Genomic DNA, 20042 nt, shown 5'->3' on the forward strand with positions numbered 1-20042 from the left:
AGTAGTATGTTTTTTATCCGCCAGCTTTTTCTGTACATCAGCATCACCGCCGGGTTGTTCCTGCTCATCGGTCTTTTCCGGCCATGGATCATGCTCTGGTGGGAAGACGTGCAAAACCGTCGCAAAGTAATTAAGCTGTACGGCAGCGTAGCCGTGGTCGCTTATCTCGTATATTGGCTCACGATTTTCCTCGTATGATAAAACCTGCAATTCTTCTCCTGGCAACGTTTCTGCTGACGGTTGTGTCGCATGCACAGATCACCTCCGACCTACCCGCCATGAAAGTCAATGGCCTCGACGGCAAATCCTTTTCCGTCAAAAGTCTGAAAGGCAAAACGGTCATCGTAATGTATCAACCCGACTGTGACCATTGCCAGCGCGAAGCGGAATCGATCCAGGAACACATGGACTGGTTTAAAAATTACCAACTATACTTCATCACCACTGCTACAGCGGTCGAGATCAAAAAGTTCGCCGTCGAATATAAATTAAACACGTATCGCAACGTACACTTCGGCACAACGACGCTCAGCGACATTCTCAGCACGTACGGCCCGATCGAAACTCCCTCGTTGTACATCTATGGTGCCGACGGCCACCTGATACAAAAGTTTAACGGCGAGACCAGTATTATTGTAGTAAAAAGACACTTGTAACATGGCCGGCACATTCCTGACCGCCGAGTGGAAAAAGCTCCTAATGGCGAACTACGTCGTCGACCCTGCTATTTTACAACCCCACGTACCGGCCGGCACCGAGCTCGACCTGTGGCAAGGCCGCTGCTACGTAAGCGTAGTAGGTTTTATGTTCGTCAACACGCGCCTGCGCGGCTTTCGCATTCCATTTCACAGCAACTTCGAAGAAGTAAACCTGCGCTTCTACGTGCGCTACAAACACCCAGTGGACGGCTGGCGCCGGGGCGTGGTGTTCATCAAAGAGATTGTACCAAAGCCAGCGCTCACATTTGTAGCCAACACCATCTATCGCGAAAATTATGAAACCATGCCCATGGTACACCGTTGGGAACAGACAGACGACACCCTCACCGTGGAATATCGCTGGCGCCACAAAGAATGGAACAGCATCAGCCTGACAACGGCAAATACCCCCGCCCCATTACAACCCGGCACTGAAGAAGAGTTTATCACAGAGCACTACTGGGGCTACACCCGCATCGGCGCCGCTCGCAGCACCGAATACGGCGTCGAGCACCCCGCCTGGCTTGTCTACCCACCCGCAACCCAATACGGCATTAACGTCGACTTCGGTCCCCTCTACGGCCCTGAGTTCGCCCACTTAGCAAATGCCACCCCAGCCTCCGTCTTCCTGGCCGAAGGATCACAGATCGTCGTAAAGGAAGGCCGCAAACTACCCCAATCACAAAGTAAAAGTGCGTTGCTGGCACAAGTCTGAGGCCCGGCCCGGGCCGGGGACTTGTGACCATTAACTGCCGGCAGTCTCCTGAACAATGCCGACGCTAATAACAAGGGTTAACTAACCGACGCAACCACTAACCCAATGCATCCCCCAACCCAAACAACAGTTCGTTTTCTGTGCGGGCACACGGATGTGAAGCTTCGCAACAATGTGTGAAGAGTTTGTTAAAAAGCATGTCATAGCCAAAAAATCACCCAAATTGGGCCAAACATAAAGCTAACGAGTTCCGTAACGGAGGGTATAAATATGGAACAATCGTATCCCCACCCCATGCGGTCTAACCATGATGTAAAGGAGTCTGCCAATAGAAGCCTCCGACGCTTGCGTATTTTATTACTGATCTGGTTGATTTCGTTAATGGCTACAGTGCTTTGGTATTCGCTCAGCGTCTAGACGTAAACGGCCTTCGCGGCCAGTTGTACCCGCTCCTTCATTATGACCTCTGCCGACCTGAATCAGCAGGCCGGAATATTAATTCTATGTTATTTCCGACCACTTTACCCTGGCCTAATTGGGCTTATGCTAAAGTCGCCTATATGTCAGGTATATCTAAGGTATGGCTATGGTATAGCTTTGATACGGGTAATCCCTAGCTGGACCATAGCTAAGGCCTATTTCGACTATAGCTTTGCCAATCTGGTGCATAACACTCAGGTCCCAACTTTCCCTCAAAACTCCTCACGCATTCAACTTTCCGAAGCCCCATTGCATCCTCAACAGATCAACCCAAAAACACCCAAAAAACCGTTTGAAAAGATCCTTGAACCAAAATCCGAAAAGTTTCGTAGATAGTACTACTGCATAAAAAATCAGCAAAAAAGTCGCTCATGACACGGACGTGCTGACAAAATTTCTGACGAGGGCTTGTTGCCTGATTTTTGATATGCTTGAACCGCTAATAAAAAACGTGATTATGAAAAGATTCGCATCTCTTTTTTTAGCCGCTGTGCTCGGAAGTGCCAGCACAGTGGCCATCGTACAGTGGCTTGACAACAACAAACCCGTGAAGTTGGAGTATATGAGCGGCGTGCCGACGTCGCAGGTCGCCTACCGGGTCGATGAAAATGGACAAGCCGTTCCATTGGATTTTACACAAATTGCCGAAGCCGTAACGCCCGCAGTCGTATTCATTCAGTCTACGCAAGACGCGCCACGTCGCAGCGAAGCACCCGCCGAGGGGTATGATCCCTTCCGCGAGTTTTTTGGTCCCCGCGCTCCGCAAGGCCCCAGCCAAAGCTCCGGCTCGGGTGTTATCATCAATGAAAAGGGTTATATCGTGACCAACAACCACGTAGTGCAAGATGCCGACGTGGTGGAAGTAACACTCTCCGACAACCGTACGCTGAAAGCCGAGGTAGTCGGTACCGACCCGGATACAGACATCGCCTTGATCAAGATTGAGGCAACCGGTTTACCGCACCTTTCTTTTGTCGACTCTGACAAATCGAAGGTAGGCGAGTGGGTGCTGGCCGTAGGCAACCCCTACAACCTGAACTCGACCGTAACGGCAGGTATCATCAGCGCAAAGGGGAGGAACATCAACATTTTGCAACGCAACTCGCAGGAAGGTAACACCGCCATTGAATCGTTTATTCAAACCGATGCGGCCATCAACCCCGGCAACAGCGGCGGCGCACTGGTAAACCTCAACGGCGGCCTGCTCGGTATCAACACAGCCATTGCCAGCCCGACCGGTTCGTACTCCGGGTATGGTTTTGCAGTACCGGCTAACATCGTGAGCAAGATCACCGAGGACCTCATTCAATTCGGGGCCGTGCAGCGCGGCTGGTTAGGAGTATCAATTGCAAGCGTAAACAGCGTCCTGGTGAAAGAAAAAGACCTGACTGTAAACGAAGGTGCTTACGTCTCTGCCTTTGCTGAAAAAAGCTCTGCCAAAGATGCCGGATTGAAAGAAGGCGACGTGGTCACTAAAATTGACGAAACACCTATTCGGTCCAGCGCCGCGCTGATTGAATACATCGGTCGTCACCGCCCGGGCGATAAAGTGAACATGGTGGTAAACCGCCATGGCAAAGAAATTACGCTTCCCGTAACATTAAAGAACCGCGACGGTAACACTGTCGCGGTAAAACCGGAAGAGCGTGATGGTTTTACGGCACTTGGGCTGGAGGTAGAAAATATTGATGGAAATGTTCTAAAAAAATTGGATATTGAGAACGGTGTTCGGGTAAAAGAACTCAGCAACGGCAAACTAGCCAAGCACACCGATATTCGTGAAGGCTTCATCATTACGAAAGTCAACGAAGTGCAGGTGAAATCCGTTAAAGAGTTTAACGAACTACTGAAGAAGAAAAAACCGGGCGAAATGGTAATTCTTTCCGGCATCTACGAAGACCTGCCAAGAGAGTTCAATTACGCCTTTAGGATGTAATCTTATAGGTAACACACACATATGAGGAGACTTTTTAAAAAAGGCGAACGTGTTCGCAGCAAGATCGACGGGAAAGTGGTGGAAGTTTTAAAGTACATTAAGAACAACTTCGTTGAAGTAAAATGGTTTGATCTCGAAACAAAGGAGATCCACACCAACAAGATCAAAGAAGACAAGCTCTCAAAAGCTGCATAGAAACTATAGTCTTTACCCGTTAATAGCCACATACCAGGATGTTCTCATCCGTAACAACTATTAACGGGTAATTACTCCGTTTTTTACCCGCAACATCCCTAACTTTGCAGTTAGAGTAAAAAGCTATTGTTATAAAAAAGTTTGAAATTCCCGCGTATTACCGGTCTTCCATCACAGGCAAGATCAAAGAAGCACGCCGAATAAAAGACCTGCGCAAACAGGATTTTACCCCCACTGTACTGGACTTCGGACCGGTTCAATTCTACATCGCACGCCATTTTGGATTCTGCTATGGCGTGGAAAATGCCATTGAGATCAGCTACCGTGCCCTGGAAGAAAACCCGCATAAACGCGTGTTTCTCTTAAGCCAGATGATCCACAACCAGGAAGTAAACAACGATTTACAAAGCCGTGGTATCGAGTTCATCATGGACACCGACGGCAACCAGCTCATTCCGTGGGATGCCCTGCGCCCGGAAGATGTCGTGATCATTCCCGCCTTTGGCACCACCGTGGAGATTGAACACTTGTTGCTCGACAAAGGCATCGAAGTACAGAAATACAATACCACCTGTCCCTTTGTAGAGAAAGTATGGAACCGCTCCGAAAAACTGGGCAAGGATAGCTATACCGTGATCATTCATGGCAAGCCGCGCCACGAAGAGACACGCGCCACGTTTTCACATAGCGCGCAGAACGCGCCGTCAGTGATTGTACGCGATATGGAAGAAGCTCGCGCGCTGGGCGAGTATATGCTTGGCCACAAACAGCCGGCGGAGTTCCTGGAGGAGTTTAAAGGCAAACATTCGGTCGGTTTTAATCCTGCTACAGATTTGCGCCGTATTGGGGTGGTCAATCAAACAACGATGCTGGCGACAGAGACACAAGCCATCGCCGATTACTTCCGCAGTATCATGATCGATGTATACGGTGTCGATACCGTGCGCGAGCATTTTGCCGACACGCGCGATACCCTGTGTTACGCTACCAACGACAACCAGGACGCTACCTACCAGCTGCTCGAAACCGATGCCGACCTGGCCATTGTGGTAGGCGGATACAACAGCTCGAACACATCGCACATCGTAGAGCTCTGCGAACGTAAATTCAACACTTATTTCATAAACTCGGAGCAGGAGATAAAATCGCCCCGCGAGATCCATCATTATCACTACCTCGCAAAAGAGAAGGTAGTCACAACAGACTTTTTGCCCGACAAGAATCCCGTAAAGATTGTCTTAACGAGTGGCGCATCCTGTCCGGACACGCTGGTAGATCGGGTTATGCTGCGTGTACTAGAGTTCTTTCCGGGGGCACGGCCGGTAGAAGCGGTATTACAAGGCTTCGGAGGAAAATAAAGAAGCCGCCCTTGCTAGGCGGCTTTTGATAAGGTTTTCTTCTTTTTAGCGCCGCCTGAGGCGTCCTCAACTTTTTTACCATTACGGTGCTCACCGAGGATGACAACATCTTTGGTATTTTGATATTGACGGGCAGCCTGCATCATTGCTTCTTCCGTATCTCGAATGATAATAATCCCCGTCTTGGCTCCTTTGTTTCTCAACTCGAGCCAGAATCCGTCCTTTTTCTTCTTCGGTAATACTGGAGGTCTTCCCATGATAATACTTTTGTTAATTATACTGTTATAACCAGATAATGAGGCATTTGGTTCTGACCTTCCATCAAAAACCCTGCCGCAGCGACCTAATTTCCGCTATCTTTCCCTTCTATTTTCTTCAATCGAACACAATGATACGCCGTTTTATTATCTTTTTATGTACAACCCTCTCCCTTTCAGCGGTTGCCCAGCACGAAAACACGTTTGCAGACACCACCAGGGTACTGGGAGAGGTCACGATACAAGCCTATCAATATGACCGGCCTTTGTCGGAAATTCCTGCTTCCGTCGCCTTTTTAGGTCAGCGCGACCTGGCACGCTTCAGCGACGCTTCCCTGCTTTCTTCGTTAAATACCGTACCCGGTGTGCGGATGGAAGAGCGATCACCCGGCAGCTACCGGTTGGCGATCCGCGGCAGCGCCGTCCGTTCGCCCTTTGGCGTCCGCAATGTAAAAGTGTACTGGAACGACCTGCCGTTTACCGACGCCGGCGGTAATACATACCTCAACTTGTTTGATCTGCAGGCTGTACAACAAGCCGAGATCATCAAAGGTCCGGGCACAAGTGTATACGGCGCCGGCACAGGGGGCGTGCTGATGTTGAACAATGCCCCGCCCGTCCAAAGTGGTGTAGATATTTCTACCCTGGTAGGCAGCTACGGCTTGCGTCGGTACGACGTACAGGCACGGGTAAAATCGGACAAAGCCTATAGCCGCTTGCTCTACGCTCACCAGGAAGCCGACGGCTATCGTCAACAAACCGGTATGGCTCGCGATGCAGTACAATTGCAAAGTAACTTCACGCTGAGCGACAAGTCTGCATTGTCCGTATACATGCTATATTCCGACCTGCTCTACCAAACACCGGGGGCGCTGACCAAACAACAATACGACGAAGACCCGAAGCAAGCACGCCCGGCAGGAGGCCCGAACCCCGGCGCAATCGATCAACACGCGACCATCTACAACAAAACCTTTTACTCGGGCCTGAGCTACCAGCACCAGTGGAACAATCGCTGGTCCAACCGCACAGGCTTTTATGGCACCCTTACGCAATTCGATAACCCCACCATCCGGAACTATGAGCGTCGCGCCGAGCAGGGCTTTGGCGGCCGCACCAGCACCGCCTACAACTTTGTCAAAGGCAAGCTCACCTTTGGCGGCGAGTTCCAACACAGCTTCTCGCCTGTACGGGTATACGACAACAATCAAGGACAAAGCGGTGCGCTGCAAACCGACGATGAGATTGCCATCACCACCTACTTTGCCTTCGCACAAACCGAGTTCTTTTTACCGGCCAATTTCTTCCTGACCCTCGGTGGTAGCATCAACAAACTGAAGGTAGACTTCAAACGCTACTCCGACGTACCCAATGTAACCGGCGACAGCGACTTTGATGCGGTATTTTCGCCGCGCATTGCCTTGCTCAAAAAGCTAAGCGACAACCTGTCGCTCCACGGCAGCTTTAGCCAGGGCTACTCACCACCCACGGTGCAAGAGCTCTACCCGTCGGCCGGCTTCTTCGACACAAGTTTGAAGCCTGAGCGCGGCACCAACTTCGAAGCCGGCATCCGCGGCGCGTGGTTCCACAAAACGCTGTCGGTAGACGCCGTCGTATATAACTTTGGCTTGCGTGAAACAATCGTGATCCGCCATACCGACGACGGCGGCGAATATTTCATCAACGCCGGCAAGACCTCGCAGCAGGGCGCTGAAGTCGTGATCGCATGGACACCGAATCTCAATCCGTCCTCCGCGCTCTCAAACATACGTGCCTGGACCAGCCTGACCTGGAACCGCTATACCTTCGAGGACTATGTGAAAGACAACGTAAGCCTCGACGGCAACGACCTGACCGGTGTATCGCCCAACGTGCGAGTAGCAGGCTTCGACATCGCATTACGTGCGGGCCTTTATCTGAATGCCACCGGCACCTATACCGACCGCATTCCGCTGGACGATGCCAACACCGCCTACGCTGACAGCTACATGCTGATCGGCGGCAAGCTGGGCTATAAAAAGACCTGGAATCAGCTGACGTTGGATGTCTTCACGGGCATTGACAACGCCCTGGATGAGCGCTACAGCCTGGGCAACGACCTCAACGCCGTGGGCTCGCGCTACTATAACACCGCCATGCCGGTGAATTATTATGCAGGGGTAAAGCTCGGTTGGAGTTTTTTATAGACATGACAGTCAATATTCCCAGCGACGTTCAGCGAGGCGCGACGGCCGCCCTGCAGCAGGCCTACCCCGGAGGATACGCTGGTAACGTTGTATTAAAAGATTTTATACTTGCCGGAGGGGGGTGTATCAACCCTGGAGGGAAGCTTAGTACTTCCGTCGGCACCTTCTTTCTAAAGTGGAATGATGCTCATACATTGCCGGGCATGTTTGCCGCGGAGGCGAAAGGACTCAGACTCCTTCGCGACACACGCACGCTTTACATACCCGATGTCATGGCCGCTGGAGAGAGCGGCAGCTATCAATTTCTCTTACTGGAATATTTGGAGCCGGCACACCGCCCGAAAGATTACTGGGAACGCGCGGGACAGGAGCTTGCGCAGCTTCATGCAACCACAGGGCCTTCGTTTGGCCTCGATCTGGCTAATTATATTGGCTCGCTACCGCAAGCGAATACGCTTCATGATTCATGGATAGAGTTCTTCATCCGCCAACGCCTGCAACCACAACTGACACGTGCCAGGCAGGCGAGCCTGGCCGATACTACGCTGGTGAAACAGTTTGAAACGTTATACACCCGGTTGCCCGACTTATTACCCGAAGAAAAACCGTCGCTGCTGCACGGCGACTTGTGGAGTGGCAACATCATGGCGGCGCAACAGGGTATACCGTGTCTTATCGATCCGGCCGTTTATTTCGGACACCGGGAAGTGGACCTGGCCATGACCACGCTCTTTGGTGGGTTTGAGCCTGCTTTCCTGGAAGCTTACCACGAAGCCTGGCTGCTGTTGCCCGGCTACCCCGACCGTTTTAACCTGTATAATCTATACCCGTTGCTCGTGCACGTTAATCTTTTTGGGAAAAGTTATCTTTCCCAAGTAAATTCCGTGCTCCGACAATTCCTTTCCTAATCTTGATCGCGTAAATTCGTTGTTCCGCATGTACATACCGTGAACCCGAAACACTCCCTGCTACTGTTTTTACTTGCCGTCGTGCTGCACCTGCACGGCATTGCTCAATCTTTCCGGTTTGATCACGTCACCGGCCGCGAAGGCCTTTCGCAGTCGCAAGCCTACTGCATGCTGCACGACAGCGAAGGGTATCTCTGGATCGGCACACAAGACGGCCTGAACCGGTTTGATGGAAGCGAGTTCACGGTGTTTAAAAACGACCCATTCGACAGCACCACCCTCACGCATAACTGGATCTGGAGCGTGGAAGAAGATCGCCACGGCGACCTGTGGATCGGTACCTTCCAGGGCCTTTGCAAATATGTACGCAAAGAGAATCGCTTTGTGCAGTACTACAACAAGCCCAACGACACCACCACCGTCAGCGGCAATCGCACAAACTATGTCTTGCGCGACAACAAAAAGCGGCTCTGGGTCTCTTCGTGGGGCAGCGGCCTGAGCCTGTACAACGACAAGACAAACACCTTCCGGCAGTTCCGCCACAACGCCGACGATCAGCGCACGATCAGCGACAACTACGTGCGCGTCATCTTCTGTGACCGCGAGGGTACCCTGTGGGTTGGCACATGGAACGGCGGCCTGAACCGCGTAGTGGAAGACGCCAACGGCAATGTTTCTTTCCAGCATTACTATTCCACGGAAAACAATATGTTCCAGGGCGGCAACCAGATCACATCGATTGCCGAAGACACGCAAGGCAACCTGTGGATCGGCAGCTACCAGGGCGGGCTCTTTCAATTCCACAAAAAAACAAACCAGTTCCGGCGCGTGCCGGAGTTTGTCGCCAACGACATCAACAAAATCCTCGGCGATGCGCAAGGCAACATCTGGATCGGCACCAACAACGGTCTGAAGTTTTGGGATGCCACCGCGCAGGCTTTTCGTACCTACCATCATCACCCCAACCAGGCCTCCAGCATCAGTAGCAATACGATCTATGCGCTACTACAAGATCGCAACGGCATGGTCTGGGTAGCCGGCAACGGGTTGGATAAATACGATCCGCGCAAGAATATATTCCGCTCGTACGAGAACGAGCCCGGCAATAACAATAGTCTGGGCGAAAACAGTGTGTGGTCGTTCTGCGAAGACGACGAAGGCAAGATCTGGATCGGTGGTGAGAGCGGGCCGCTAAACGTCTACGATCCCATCACAGGAAAGTTTCGCAACGTCACCATACACGACAACCGGGGCAACCTCGCCATCAACGTGCAACGCCTCATCTATGCAGACAGCGTCTTCTGGATCGCCTCGTTCAGTAACGGCTTGATCCGGTACGACAAATACACCGGGCGCTCCCGGTTCTTTCTGGGCAGCCATTCCTCTGCCTTGGGCAAGACCGCTTTCATCAAAGAAGTGCTCCGCGACCGCGACGGCACATTGTGGGTAGGTACATACGACGAAGGCCTCATTCACTACGACCCACGCACAGAGGCCGTCACACATTACCGCGTGAGTAAGACCGACCCCAGCGGCATCGGCTCAGACTTCGTCAACTCCATCATGCAGGATCGCCAGGGCAACATCTGGATCGGCTTTATGGGCGGCGGCATTAGCGTCTATGATAAAAAGACCTCCGCCTTCACACACTATCGATACGATCGCAAAAATGCCAACGGCCTCAGCGACCAAATGGTATCAAGCATTACGCAAGAGAGCGACAGCATCTTTTGGATCTGTACGCACTCCGGTATAAACCGCCTGAACGTACACACAGGCAGGTTCCAGCACTTCTTTGAGAAAGACGGCCTTGCTAACAACGTCGCCTACGAAATGCTGCACGACCCTGCCGGCTTTTATTGGATCAGCACCAACAAAGGCCTTAGCAAGTTCAACCCGCAGACCTATACCTTCCGGAATTATACCAAAGAGGATGGATTGCAAGACGACGAGTTCAACGCCAACGCCTCGTTGCGCAGCCGCCGTGGCCAGTTTTACTTCGGCGGTATAAAAGGCTTCTCGGTCTTTGATCCGGCACAGATCCAACCAGACACGGTGCCGCCCCGACTGATCATTCAATCATATTCCATTTTCGACAAGGTTTTTATCCCCAGGCCCTCGCTGGCATTGGACTACGATCAGAACTATATAACCATCCGCTTTGCTGCGCTGGAGCTCTCCTCCCCGGAAAAGATCCGGTATCGCTACAAGCTGGAAGGTATCGATGCCGACTGGATCGACGCGGGCACCGCTCGCCTGGCACACTATACCAACCTCGATCCGGGCCGCTATACCTTCCGCGTCAAAGCGGCCAACGAAGACGGCTATTGGACGGAGCCCGGCGCTACCATGAATCTGATCATTCATCCACCCTTTTGGAAAACAGGTTGGTTCATTACCCTGGCCGTCGTTTTTTGTGGATTGCTGATCTACGCAGGCCACCGTTACCGCCTGGAACAGTCACTCAAAGTAGAACGCCTGCGCAATAAGATCGCCAGTGACCTGCACGACGAAGTGGGCTCGAGCCTGACGCGCATCTCCATTTATTCCGAGCTGGTACAAAATGGCACAACCGCCGGCACCGAAAGCATTGGCTACTTAAAAAACATCGGGACACTGAGCCGCGAAGTGGTCAGCACCATGAGCGACATCGTATGGTCTATCGATAACCGGTACGATACAGTCGAAGCGCTGATCCTGCGCATGAAAGACTTTGCCAGTGAAATGCTGCAGGCGCGGAACATCACGTTGGAGTTTCACACCGGCAAATTCGATCCAACAAAAACCCTCGACCCCGCCACCAAACAGAATATATACCTCATTTTCAAAGAGGCCGTCAACAACATCGTCAAGCACGCCCATGCCACCCGTGTTGCCATTCTTTTCAGTGACGACAAAGGAGCGCTAACGCTGACGATCCAGGACAACGGCAAGGGACTGCCAACCGACAGTTCCGGCAAAGGCCACGGCCTGCGCAACATGAAGCGGCGGGCAGGGGCGATCGGCGCCACGCTCACCTTTGTACAAGAAGCCGGTACGACCATCCACGTACACGGCCGCAGCCTGTGACAGATCGCCTTTTAAACAATTCGTATACAACGATGTTAACGTTTACATATTTTCGCTACATGAACCTCTTTCGCTTGATGAAATGCCTGCTCAGCCTCGCCGCGGTAGGGCTATGCCTGGCAGCCACTGCCCAGATACGTCTTCAAAGCCCCCGCGAGTTTTTAGGATATGAGCCCGGCGACCGCTTTACCTATCACCACAGCGTGGTGGAATATTACAAGCACGTGGCCGAAGCGTTGCCCAACGTAGACGTGGTGCAATACGGAGAAACCTATGAACATCGCCCGCTGATCTACGCCATCGTAACCGCACCGGAGAACTTCTCGCAACTGGAACAAATCCGCACCAACAACCTGCGGCGCACGGGCCTGGCCGAAGGCAGCGCCACGGGCGAAAAAAAAGCGATTGTATGGCTTAGCTACAACGTACACGGCAATGAAGCCAGCGGCACCGAGGCAGCGCTTGAAACATTGTATGCGCTCAGCAACCCGCAGAACCAACAAACGCAAGCCTGGCTCAAAAACACAGTCGTCATTCTCGATCCATGCCTGAACCCCGACGGTCGCGACCGATACGTGAACTTCTATAATCAATATGGCAACTTTCCGCCCAACCCCAGTCCCGAGGCACAAGAGAACCATGAGCCCTGGCCAGGCGGTCGCCCCAATCACTACTTCTTCGACCTGAACCGCGACTGGGCGTGGGCCACACAACAAGAAACGCAACAGCGCGTCAAACTATACAATGCCTGGATGCCGCACGTACACGTGGACTTCCACGAGCAAGGGTATAACAACCCATACTTCTTTGCCCCGGCCGCCGAGCCCTTTCACGAAGTCATCTCGGGATGGCAACGCACCTTTCAGGGCATGATCGGCAAGAACCACGCAAAATATTTCGATGAGCACGGCTGGCTCTACTTCACCAAAGAAGTATTCGATCTATACTATCCCAGCTACGGCGATACATACCCCACGTACAATGGCGCCATCGGCATGACCTATGAGCAAGGCGGGCAACGCGGCCTAAGCATCCATACCAGGGACGAAGACATCCTCACGCTCCACGACCGCCTGACACATCACGTCACCACGGGCCTGTCGACCGTAGAAGTAACATCGCAGAATGCTATACGCGTGGTAGATGAGTTTGAAAAATACTTCCGCGAGAACAATACTACACCCACCGCGCTGTACAAAAGCTACGTCGTCAAAGCCACCAACAATGCTGACAAGTTGGACCGGCTCATACGGTGGCTGGACGTACATGGCATCCGTTACGGGCACGTAACCGGAGGCCGTAGTACGCGGGGCTTTGATTTCCAAACGCAAGGCAACGGCGCAGTAAACATCGCTGCCGAGGACCTGGTGTTTAACATCTACCAACCCAAGTCACGCTTTATTACCGCCGTATTCGAGCCACAGTCGGCTCTGGCCGACTCCCTGACCTACGACATCACGGCCTGGAATCCCTTCTACGCCAGCAACCTGAAAGCCTATGCGCTACCTGAGCGCCTGACGATAGGGAAGCCCTACAAAGCACCGGTACAGCCACCCGCTGCGCCGGCGGGCAAGCCATATGCCTATATCGTCAAATACCAAAGCATGCAAGATGTGGCCTTCCTGTCGGCCATGATGCAGCAAGGCATTAAAGTCCGCTCGTCGGCGCTGGCCTTCAGTACCGGCGGTCAGGACTTCGAGCCGGGCACACTGGTCGTCACACGCAAGAACAACGAGAAGCTCGAGCACTTCGATAGCCTGATCGTCAACCTGGCTACCCGCATGGGCCGTCGCCTCTTTACCACCACCACCGGATTTATGGATCGCGGCAAAGACATTGGCTCAGTATTCGTGCATTACCTCAAGCCGCCAAAGGTGGCGCTTCTTACCGGCGACGAAACACACTCGCTGTCAACCGGCGAAGTATGGCACTTCTTTGAACAGCAGCTGCACTACCCACTCACGCTGTTACATACCAACTACTTTAAACGCACGGACCTCAGCAAGTATACCGTACTCATCCTCCCCGAAGGATCCTATGCCTCGCTCGACGAAAAATACCTTGAGGTGCTTTCAGCCTGGGTCGGTGAAGGAGGAAAGCTGATTGTGATCGGGAATGGCCTCACCACTTTTGAAGACAAAAAAGGCTTTGCCCTAAAAACCTTTGCTTCTGACGAAGAACGCGAAGAAGCGGAGAAGTCGGAAGAGAAACTAGAAAAGCAAGACGCCCTACTGCGCTTTGAGACAGTGGAGCGTCGCGATATATCCAATTTTATCTCCGGTGCTATATACAAGCTCCAGCTCGACAACTCGCATCCCTTGGCCTTTGGGTTGGGCCCTGTGTACTATTCTCTTAAAACCAACGAGTTACACTACGCCTACCTGGAACACGGGTGGAACGTAGGGATCCTGCCCGGAAAGGCTCGTCCCGTGCAAGGCTTCGCCGGCGCACGTGCCAATCAGCGGGTGACCAATAGCCTGGTATTTGGTGTGGAAGAGCGTCGAAGAGGCAACATTGTATACCTGGCCGATAACCCGCTGTTCCGCAGTTTCTGGGAAGACGGAAAAATGTTATTTGCCAACGCGGTTTTCGTCGTCGGACAATAACACAAGGGATGTACATTTGCACCCATGAATGAGACCTTGGAACGCATTGTAGACGGGCTGGCAGAGCAGGGATATGCCGTCATTGACAATTTCCTGGAACCGGAAGAAGTAAAGGCCATTCTGGTCCTCGACGCCTTTCAGGATGCCGCCGCCTCGTTTAAGAAAGCTGGCATCGGCAAAAACCAGGACCTCCAAATCAATGAAGCCATCCGCGGCGATTACATTCAGTGGATAGACCGCAACACCGCGCCGGCGTCCGTGAAAGTATATCTTGACAAGCTTCAGACATTAATTCAGGCCGTCAACCGGGGGCTCTTCCTCAGCCTGAAAGACTACGAAGTGCACATGACCGTGTACCCGCCCGGTAGTTTCTACAAACGTCATCTCGACCAGTTCAAGAAAGACGACCACCGCAAGCTGTCGGTGATCTGTTACCTGAACGAAGACTGGCACGAAGAGCACGGCGGCCAATTGCGCATGCACCTGCCCAACGAAACCGTGGACTTTCTTCCGCTGGCAGGCCGATTGGTGTGCTTCCGCAGCGACCAGATTGAGCACGAAGTGATCGCCGCCACCCGCGAACGCCGCAGTCTTACCGGTTGGATGCTCGATCAGGTCGCCGAATTGAGGCACTTGTAATCTCCGACGTAGTAGATTTTTCCGGCCGTTTTTTATTTCTCGCCCGGTCGTGATTATTTAGTCATCTTTTCCAACTTTGCAGGCTATGAGTAGCCCTGACAAAAAACTCTTCCTGCTGGATGCCTACGCGTTGATCTATCGCGCGCACTTCGCCTTTACAAAAACGCCACGCATCAACTCGAAGGGAATCAATACATCGGTACCGTTTGGTTTTACCAATACGCTGTTGGAAGTACTGCAAAAACAAAAGCCGACACACATTGGCATTGCGTTTGACACACCCACCAAAACCTTTCGCGACGAGATCTTCGCAGAGTATAAAGCCAACCGCCAGGAGACACCCGAAGACATCCGGTATGGCATTCCAAAATGCAAAGAGATCATCCGCGGCTTTAACATACCCATTCTCGAAATGGATGGCTACGAAGCCGACGACGTGATCGGTACGCTGTCGTACCAAGCCTGCCGCCAGGGCTTTGAGGTGTATATGATGACACCCGACAAAGACTACGGCCAACTTGTGAACGAGTGCGTATTCCTGTATAAGCCCGCCTACATGGGCAACGCCGTGGATATACTCGGTGTGAAGGAGGTATGCGAAAAGTGGGATGTCGAAAACGTTTCGCAAGTCATCGACATGCTGGGCCTGCAGGGAGATACGTCGGATAACATTCCCGGCATACCCGGCTTCGGCCCGAAGACAGCAGCCGTCTTACTAAAAAAATATGGTAGTGTGGAGGGTATTATCGCCCATGCCGACGAGCTGAAAGGAAAACAGAAAGAATCCGTCATACAATACGCCGACCAGGCACTGCTCTCCAAAAAGCTGGCGACTATCATCACCGATGTACCGGTGGCCTTCGACGAAGAAGCGCTGCGTTACAAAGGTCCCAGCGTAGAAATATTGAAGCCGATCTTTGACGAGCTGGAGTTTAAGAATATTGCCCAACGCGCGTATGGCGACGCGGCGCCTGGCACGCAGGCCGCCGCCAAGCCCCAGGATGCACAACTGTCGATGTTCGGCGGTAGCGCTGAAACCGAAATAGCGGCAGGCGTCCCTTCCGAAAAACGTACACTGGCGCAAGGCACTATACAATACCAGGTCATTGAAACCGGTGAGCAACAGAAAGCCCTTGTCGAAAAACTGAAAGACCAGGCAGCGTTCGCGATCGAAACCATCACCGACGATCTGACCAACTTCGACTATACACTCAAGGCCCTGGCCATTAGCTATCGCGAGAACGAAGCCTATTTTCTGCAAGCCGGCACAGACGAGCTGCGCGACGAGGTCATCCGAAACTTCCAGGAGATTTTACACAACGATAAGATCCTGAAAATCGGTCACAACATAAAACATACCGTGCTGGCCCTGAAGAAAGCCGGCGCCGAGGTAAAAGGCCCGCTGTTTGACAGCATGGTGGCACACTATCTTATCGAGCCCGAAGCCTCACACGATCTGCACAGCATTGCCTCATTATACCTCAACTATGACATACTACCCGACCATCACACCGACTTGCGCGAGCGGTTGTGTGAGCGCGCCGATTTGTTGATTCAGCTGCGCCCCAAGCTGCGTGCAACGCTCGAAAGCCGTCGCCATGTCAAGCTCATGGCCGAAACGGAAATGCCGTTGACCCTGGTACTGGCCGCCATGGAATACGAAGGTGTGAAGGTGAATACCGACGCCCTGGGCAAAATGTCGGACGAGCTGCGTCAGGAAAGCGAGAAGGTGCAACGCGATGTATATACACTGGCAGGTTCCGAGTTCAACATTGGCTCGCCGAAACAACTGGGAGAAGTGCTCTTCGAAAAGATGAAGCTCATTGAAAAGCCGAAGAAAACCAAGTCGGGTCAATACGCTACGGGCGAAGAAATTCTACTTACCCTGGCGCCCAAGCACGACATCGCACGCAAGATTCTGGACTATCGCGAGTTCGAGAAACTGCGCTCTACCTACGTCGACGCATTGCCCAAAATGATCAGCAAGACCGACGGACGGATACACACCGACTACCGCCAGGCCGTGGCCGCCACGGGACGCCTGAGCTCGAACAATCCCAACCTGCAAAACATCCCGATCCGTACGGCGAAGGGCCGGTTGATCCGCCAGGCCTTCGTCTCGCGTGGCGAAGACTATCGTTTTATGTCGGCCGACTACTCGCAGATCGAGCTGCGTATTGCCGCCTCGTTTGCCAAAGACCAAACCATGATCGATGCCTTCCGCAACAAGCGCGACATCCATACTACCACCGCGGCGAAAGTCTTTAAAGTAGCACTCGACCAGGTCACACCCGACATGCGCCGCAAGGCGAAAGAAGTAAACTTCGGCATTCTGTACGGTAGCACGGCCTTTGGGTTATCACAGAATATCGGTATTTCGCGTACAGAAGCGTCGGAGATCATTGACTCGTATTTTAAGGAGTTCCCGGCCATTAAGCAATACATGGACGACTCCATCAATATCGCGCGGGAGAAAGAATATGTAGAAACATTGTTGGGCCGTCGCCGCTACCTGCGCGACATCAACTCCCGCAACGTTACGACACGGCAGTTTGCCGAGCGAAATGCCATCAACGCACCCATCCAGGGTAGCGCTGCCGATATCATTAAGATCGCCATGGTCAACATTCACCACTGGATGGAAAAAGAAAAATTACAGTCTCGTATGATCATGCAAGTACACGACGAATTGGTCTTTGATGTACACAAAAACGAAGAAGACCGGGTAAAAGAACGCGTCGTCTATTTGATGAAACACGCTGTAAATCTTGAAGTACCGATGGAAGTAGAGGTAGGCATTGCTGACAACTGGCTCGAGGCACACTAGTGTTATTTATATCCTGTATATACAATGTAGGGTATAAAAGACGCCGAGGAATAGCGGAGTTTTATGCGCAAAGCATTTGCCGGAAACAAAAAGCCTTTATATTTGCGTCCCAACAAACTTACACTAAGTAAAACTATGACGAAAGCTGAATTAATTAGCAAGATTGCCGATGACGCTGGTATCACTAAAGTAGCGGCGGGAACTGCCTTGTCTTCTTTCATGGAAGCTGTTGAAAAAACGCTGAAGAAAGGTGACAAAATCACCCTGACTGGCTTTGGTACATTCTCTGTGTCGAAGCGTGCTGCCCGCAAAGGCCGTAACCCCTTCACCGGTGAGACCATCAAAATCAAAGCTAAGAAAGTTGCCAAATTCAAAGCTAGCAAAGAGCTTTCTGGCAAGCTGTAATCGAGCTAACACGAATAGAAAAATGCCCCGGCCACAAACCGGGGTATTTTTTTTGTAACATGTTTCAATAAAACCTGAAAGTTTCGAAACTCTTGCTATCTTTGGTACGTATGAAATACACAGAAGCAAAGGAAGAACTGATCCAGGCGTGGGGCAATCTCGGGTACAGCTGGGGCCTCAACAAGACCATGGCGCAGATTCACGCTTTGCTCATGATCTCGACTAAACCTCTCTCGACGGAAGAGATCATGCAGGAGCTCGCCATCTCCCGCGGCAACGCGAACATGAACATCCGGGCCTTACTGGACTGGGGCATCGTGTCGCGCGTGTCCATACCGGGCGAGAGAAAAGAGTATTTCAAGTCGGAGAAGGACACATGGAGCCTGGCCCGACAGGTAGCGCGCGAAAGGAGAAAACGCGAGCTGGAGCCAATCTTGAAAATACTGCGCGAGGTGAGCGAAGTATCCAACGATGGCACCGACGAAACAAAAGAATTCCGCAAGGTGGTAAAAGACCTGAAGAACTTCGCCGAGAAGTCAGACAACCTGCTCGAGACATTTATCAAGGCAGAAGAAAGCTGGTTCTGGAATTCGATCATAAAGCTACTCAAGTAGCTTTTTATTTGCCTTATGATTTCAGGAAATATTGAAAGTTTGGAAACATTGGACACTTAAATATTTAGGGTATGCGCCTTTATTGGAAATATATCGATCTTGTTATACAGAGCCTGTGCATATTGATAGCGTTGGTGGCCGTGGGTATTGAATCTAATCCTCACGACCGCGATTGGCCGTTGGCCATATTGTTTATTCAGGTCATCCTGGGACCCTGGCAGCTAATGGGCTCCCTTGTATCCGTTTTCCGGAAGACAAAATCTCGAAAGCTTAAAAGCATACACCTCCTTGCATCCCTGTTGTACCTGGCTGTTCTAATTCCACTTCTCCAGGCAGACTTCGTGAATAAACACACGCGTCTTCTTCTTCTGACGATACCTGCGTGGATCCTGGCAATCGGCTACTATAGCATTACCTGGCACGGCATCCTGAAAAGAAGCGAACGGGGTAAAGGCTTCCTCCCACACCTGGGCTTTTAGAAAAGTTTATGGGGAAAGACTATTAGATACAGAATTTGTTTTCGAATTTCCGGGTCTGAAAAGTGCATGGAAAGACAGGAAAGACAATACTTTATTGCGATTATCCCACCCCCCCCGGTGTCCGATGATGCCTTACGACTGAAGCATTATTTCCGCGACCAGTACAACAGCAAAGCCTCCCTTAACTCGCCGCCGCACATCACGCTGCATATGCCCTTTAAGTGGAAGGAAGAAAAGGAAGGCGACCTGCTGGAAGCCCTGACACAGTTTGCCACAGGCCGCGAAGCCTTCAAGGTAGAGCTGGTAAACTTTAAGGCCTTCCCGCCACGCGTGATCTTCATTGACGTGGAGGGAAACCCGTTGCTCAATACGCTGAACAAAGACCTGCACCGCTTTTGCAAACGCAGCCTGAACCTCTTTAATGCCGATTATAAAGACCTGCCCTTCCATCCACATTTGACGCTGGCGTTCCGCGATTTGAAGAAGCCCCTGTTTGCAAAGGCATGGGAGGAATTTCAACAACGCACCTTCTCCGCGCGCTTTAATGTTGGCAGCTTCGTGCTGTTAAAACACAGTGGCAAAATCTGGGAGCCTTTCCGGGAATTCCTATTCGACCCCACTGCTTCGTTGGGAGATGAGCGGCCGGGGCCTATCGAGCTGCATCAATAAA

17 protein-coding genes are annotated in these 20042 nt (G+C 52.0%); 16 read left to right on the top strand and 1 reads right to left on the bottom strand.

The window, feature by feature from the left end; translation table 11 throughout:
- The first annotated feature begins 6 nt into the window (after positions 1-6).
- The 6 genes from KK062_RS01255 (at position 7) to KK062_RS01280 (ending at position 5382) form a co-directional block, all read left to right on the top strand.
- A complete protein-coding gene (locus tag KK062_RS01255) occupies positions 7-198 on the top strand; it encodes a hypothetical protein (RefSeq protein WP_254082415.1) in 192 nt (63 codons plus the stop codon).
- On the top strand, positions 195-656 hold the full coding sequence (locus tag KK062_RS01260; protein ID WP_254082416.1) for a peroxiredoxin family protein: 462 nt from the start codon (positions 195-197) through the stop codon (positions 654-656). The genes KK062_RS01255 and KK062_RS01260 overlap by 4 nt, the downstream gene beginning before the upstream one ends.
- A gap of 1 nt (position 657) precedes the next feature.
- Positions 658-1413 (top strand): YqjF family protein, encoded by a 756-nt coding sequence (locus KK062_RS01265; RefSeq protein WP_254082417.1) that lies wholly within the window; start codon positions 658-660, stop codon positions 1411-1413.
- Between the two features lie 937 nt (positions 1414-2350).
- Positions 2351-3829 (top strand): Do family serine endopeptidase, encoded by a 1479-nt coding sequence (locus KK062_RS01270; protein ID WP_254082418.1) that lies wholly within the window; start codon positions 2351-2353, stop codon positions 3827-3829.
- A gap of 21 nt (positions 3830-3850) precedes the next feature.
- Complete coding sequence (locus tag KK062_RS01275; RefSeq protein ID WP_254082419.1) at positions 3851-4024, top strand: hypothetical protein; 174 nt, start codon at positions 3851-3853, stop codon at positions 4022-4024.
- Between the two features lie 131 nt (positions 4025-4155).
- Positions 4156-5382 carry a 4-hydroxy-3-methylbut-2-enyl diphosphate reductase gene (locus tag KK062_RS01280; protein ID WP_254082880.1) on the top strand — a complete coding sequence of 409 codons (1227 nt, stop codon included), beginning with the start codon at positions 4156-4158 and terminating at the stop codon, positions 5380-5382.
- A gap of 14 nt (positions 5383-5396) precedes the next feature.
- Here the strand turns inward: KK062_RS01280 and KK062_RS01285 are convergent, their stop codons facing one another.
- Positions 5397-5639, bottom strand: a complete 243-nt coding sequence (locus tag KK062_RS01285) for a hypothetical protein (RefSeq protein ID WP_254082420.1) — start codon at positions 5637-5639, stop codon at positions 5397-5399.
- A 131-nt stretch (positions 5640-5770) separates the two neighbouring features.
- Between KK062_RS01285 and KK062_RS01290 the strand changes: the two genes are divergently transcribed.
- From KK062_RS01290 to KK062_RS01335, 10 genes are all read left to right on the top strand, one after another.
- Positions 5771-7825 (top strand): TonB-dependent receptor, encoded by a 2055-nt coding sequence (locus KK062_RS01290; protein ID WP_254082421.1) that lies wholly within the window; start codon positions 5771-5773, stop codon positions 7823-7825.
- Between the two features lie 2 nt (positions 7826-7827).
- The gene (locus KK062_RS01295) at positions 7828-8733 is read left to right on the top strand and encodes a fructosamine kinase family protein (RefSeq protein WP_254082422.1); all 906 of its coding nucleotides are present in this window, start codon (positions 7828-7830) and stop codon (positions 8731-8733) included.
- A 39-nt stretch (positions 8734-8772) separates the two neighbouring features.
- Positions 8773-11802 (top strand): two-component regulator propeller domain-containing protein, encoded by a 3030-nt coding sequence (locus KK062_RS01300; protein WP_254082423.1) that lies wholly within the window; start codon positions 8773-8775, stop codon positions 11800-11802.
- A 59-nt stretch (positions 11803-11861) separates the two neighbouring features.
- Complete coding sequence (locus KK062_RS01305; RefSeq protein ID WP_254082424.1) at positions 11862-14408, top strand: M14 family metallopeptidase; 2547 nt, start codon at positions 11862-11864, stop codon at positions 14406-14408.
- Positions 14409-14432: 24 nt separating this feature from the next.
- On the top strand, positions 14433-15047 hold the full coding sequence (locus tag KK062_RS01310; RefSeq protein ID WP_254082425.1) for a 2OG-Fe(II) oxygenase: 615 nt from the start codon (positions 14433-14435) through the stop codon (positions 15045-15047).
- 85 nt (positions 15048-15132) lie between these two features.
- A complete protein-coding gene (gene polA, locus KK062_RS01315) occupies positions 15133-17874 on the top strand; it encodes a DNA polymerase I (RefSeq protein WP_254082426.1) in 2742 nt (913 codons plus the stop codon).
- 63 nt (positions 17875-17937) lie between these two features.
- Positions 17938-18279 carry an HU family DNA-binding protein gene (locus KK062_RS01320; RefSeq protein ID WP_262899116.1) on the top strand — a complete coding sequence of 114 codons (342 nt, stop codon included), beginning with the start codon at positions 17938-17940 and terminating at the stop codon, positions 18277-18279.
- Between the two features lie 110 nt (positions 18280-18389).
- On the top strand, positions 18390-18893 hold the full coding sequence (locus KK062_RS01325) for a GbsR/MarR family transcriptional regulator (protein ID WP_254082427.1): 504 nt from the start codon (positions 18390-18392) through the stop codon (positions 18891-18893).
- 71 nt (positions 18894-18964) lie between these two features.
- The gene (locus KK062_RS01330; protein ID WP_254082428.1) at positions 18965-19372 is read left to right on the top strand and encodes a hypothetical protein; all 408 of its coding nucleotides are present in this window, start codon (positions 18965-18967) and stop codon (positions 19370-19372) included.
- A gap of 66 nt (positions 19373-19438) precedes the next feature.
- On the top strand, positions 19439-20041 hold the full coding sequence (locus KK062_RS01335; RefSeq protein ID WP_254082429.1) for a 2'-5' RNA ligase family protein: 603 nt from the start codon (positions 19439-19441) through the stop codon (positions 20039-20041).
- Position 20042 lies beyond the last annotated feature (1 nt).

This window comes from Dawidia cretensis, from assembly GCF_018598175.1.
In the GTDB taxonomy this organism is placed as follows: Bacteria; Bacteroidota; Bacteroidia; order Cytophagales; family Cyclobacteriaceae; genus Ohtaekwangia; species Ohtaekwangia cretensis.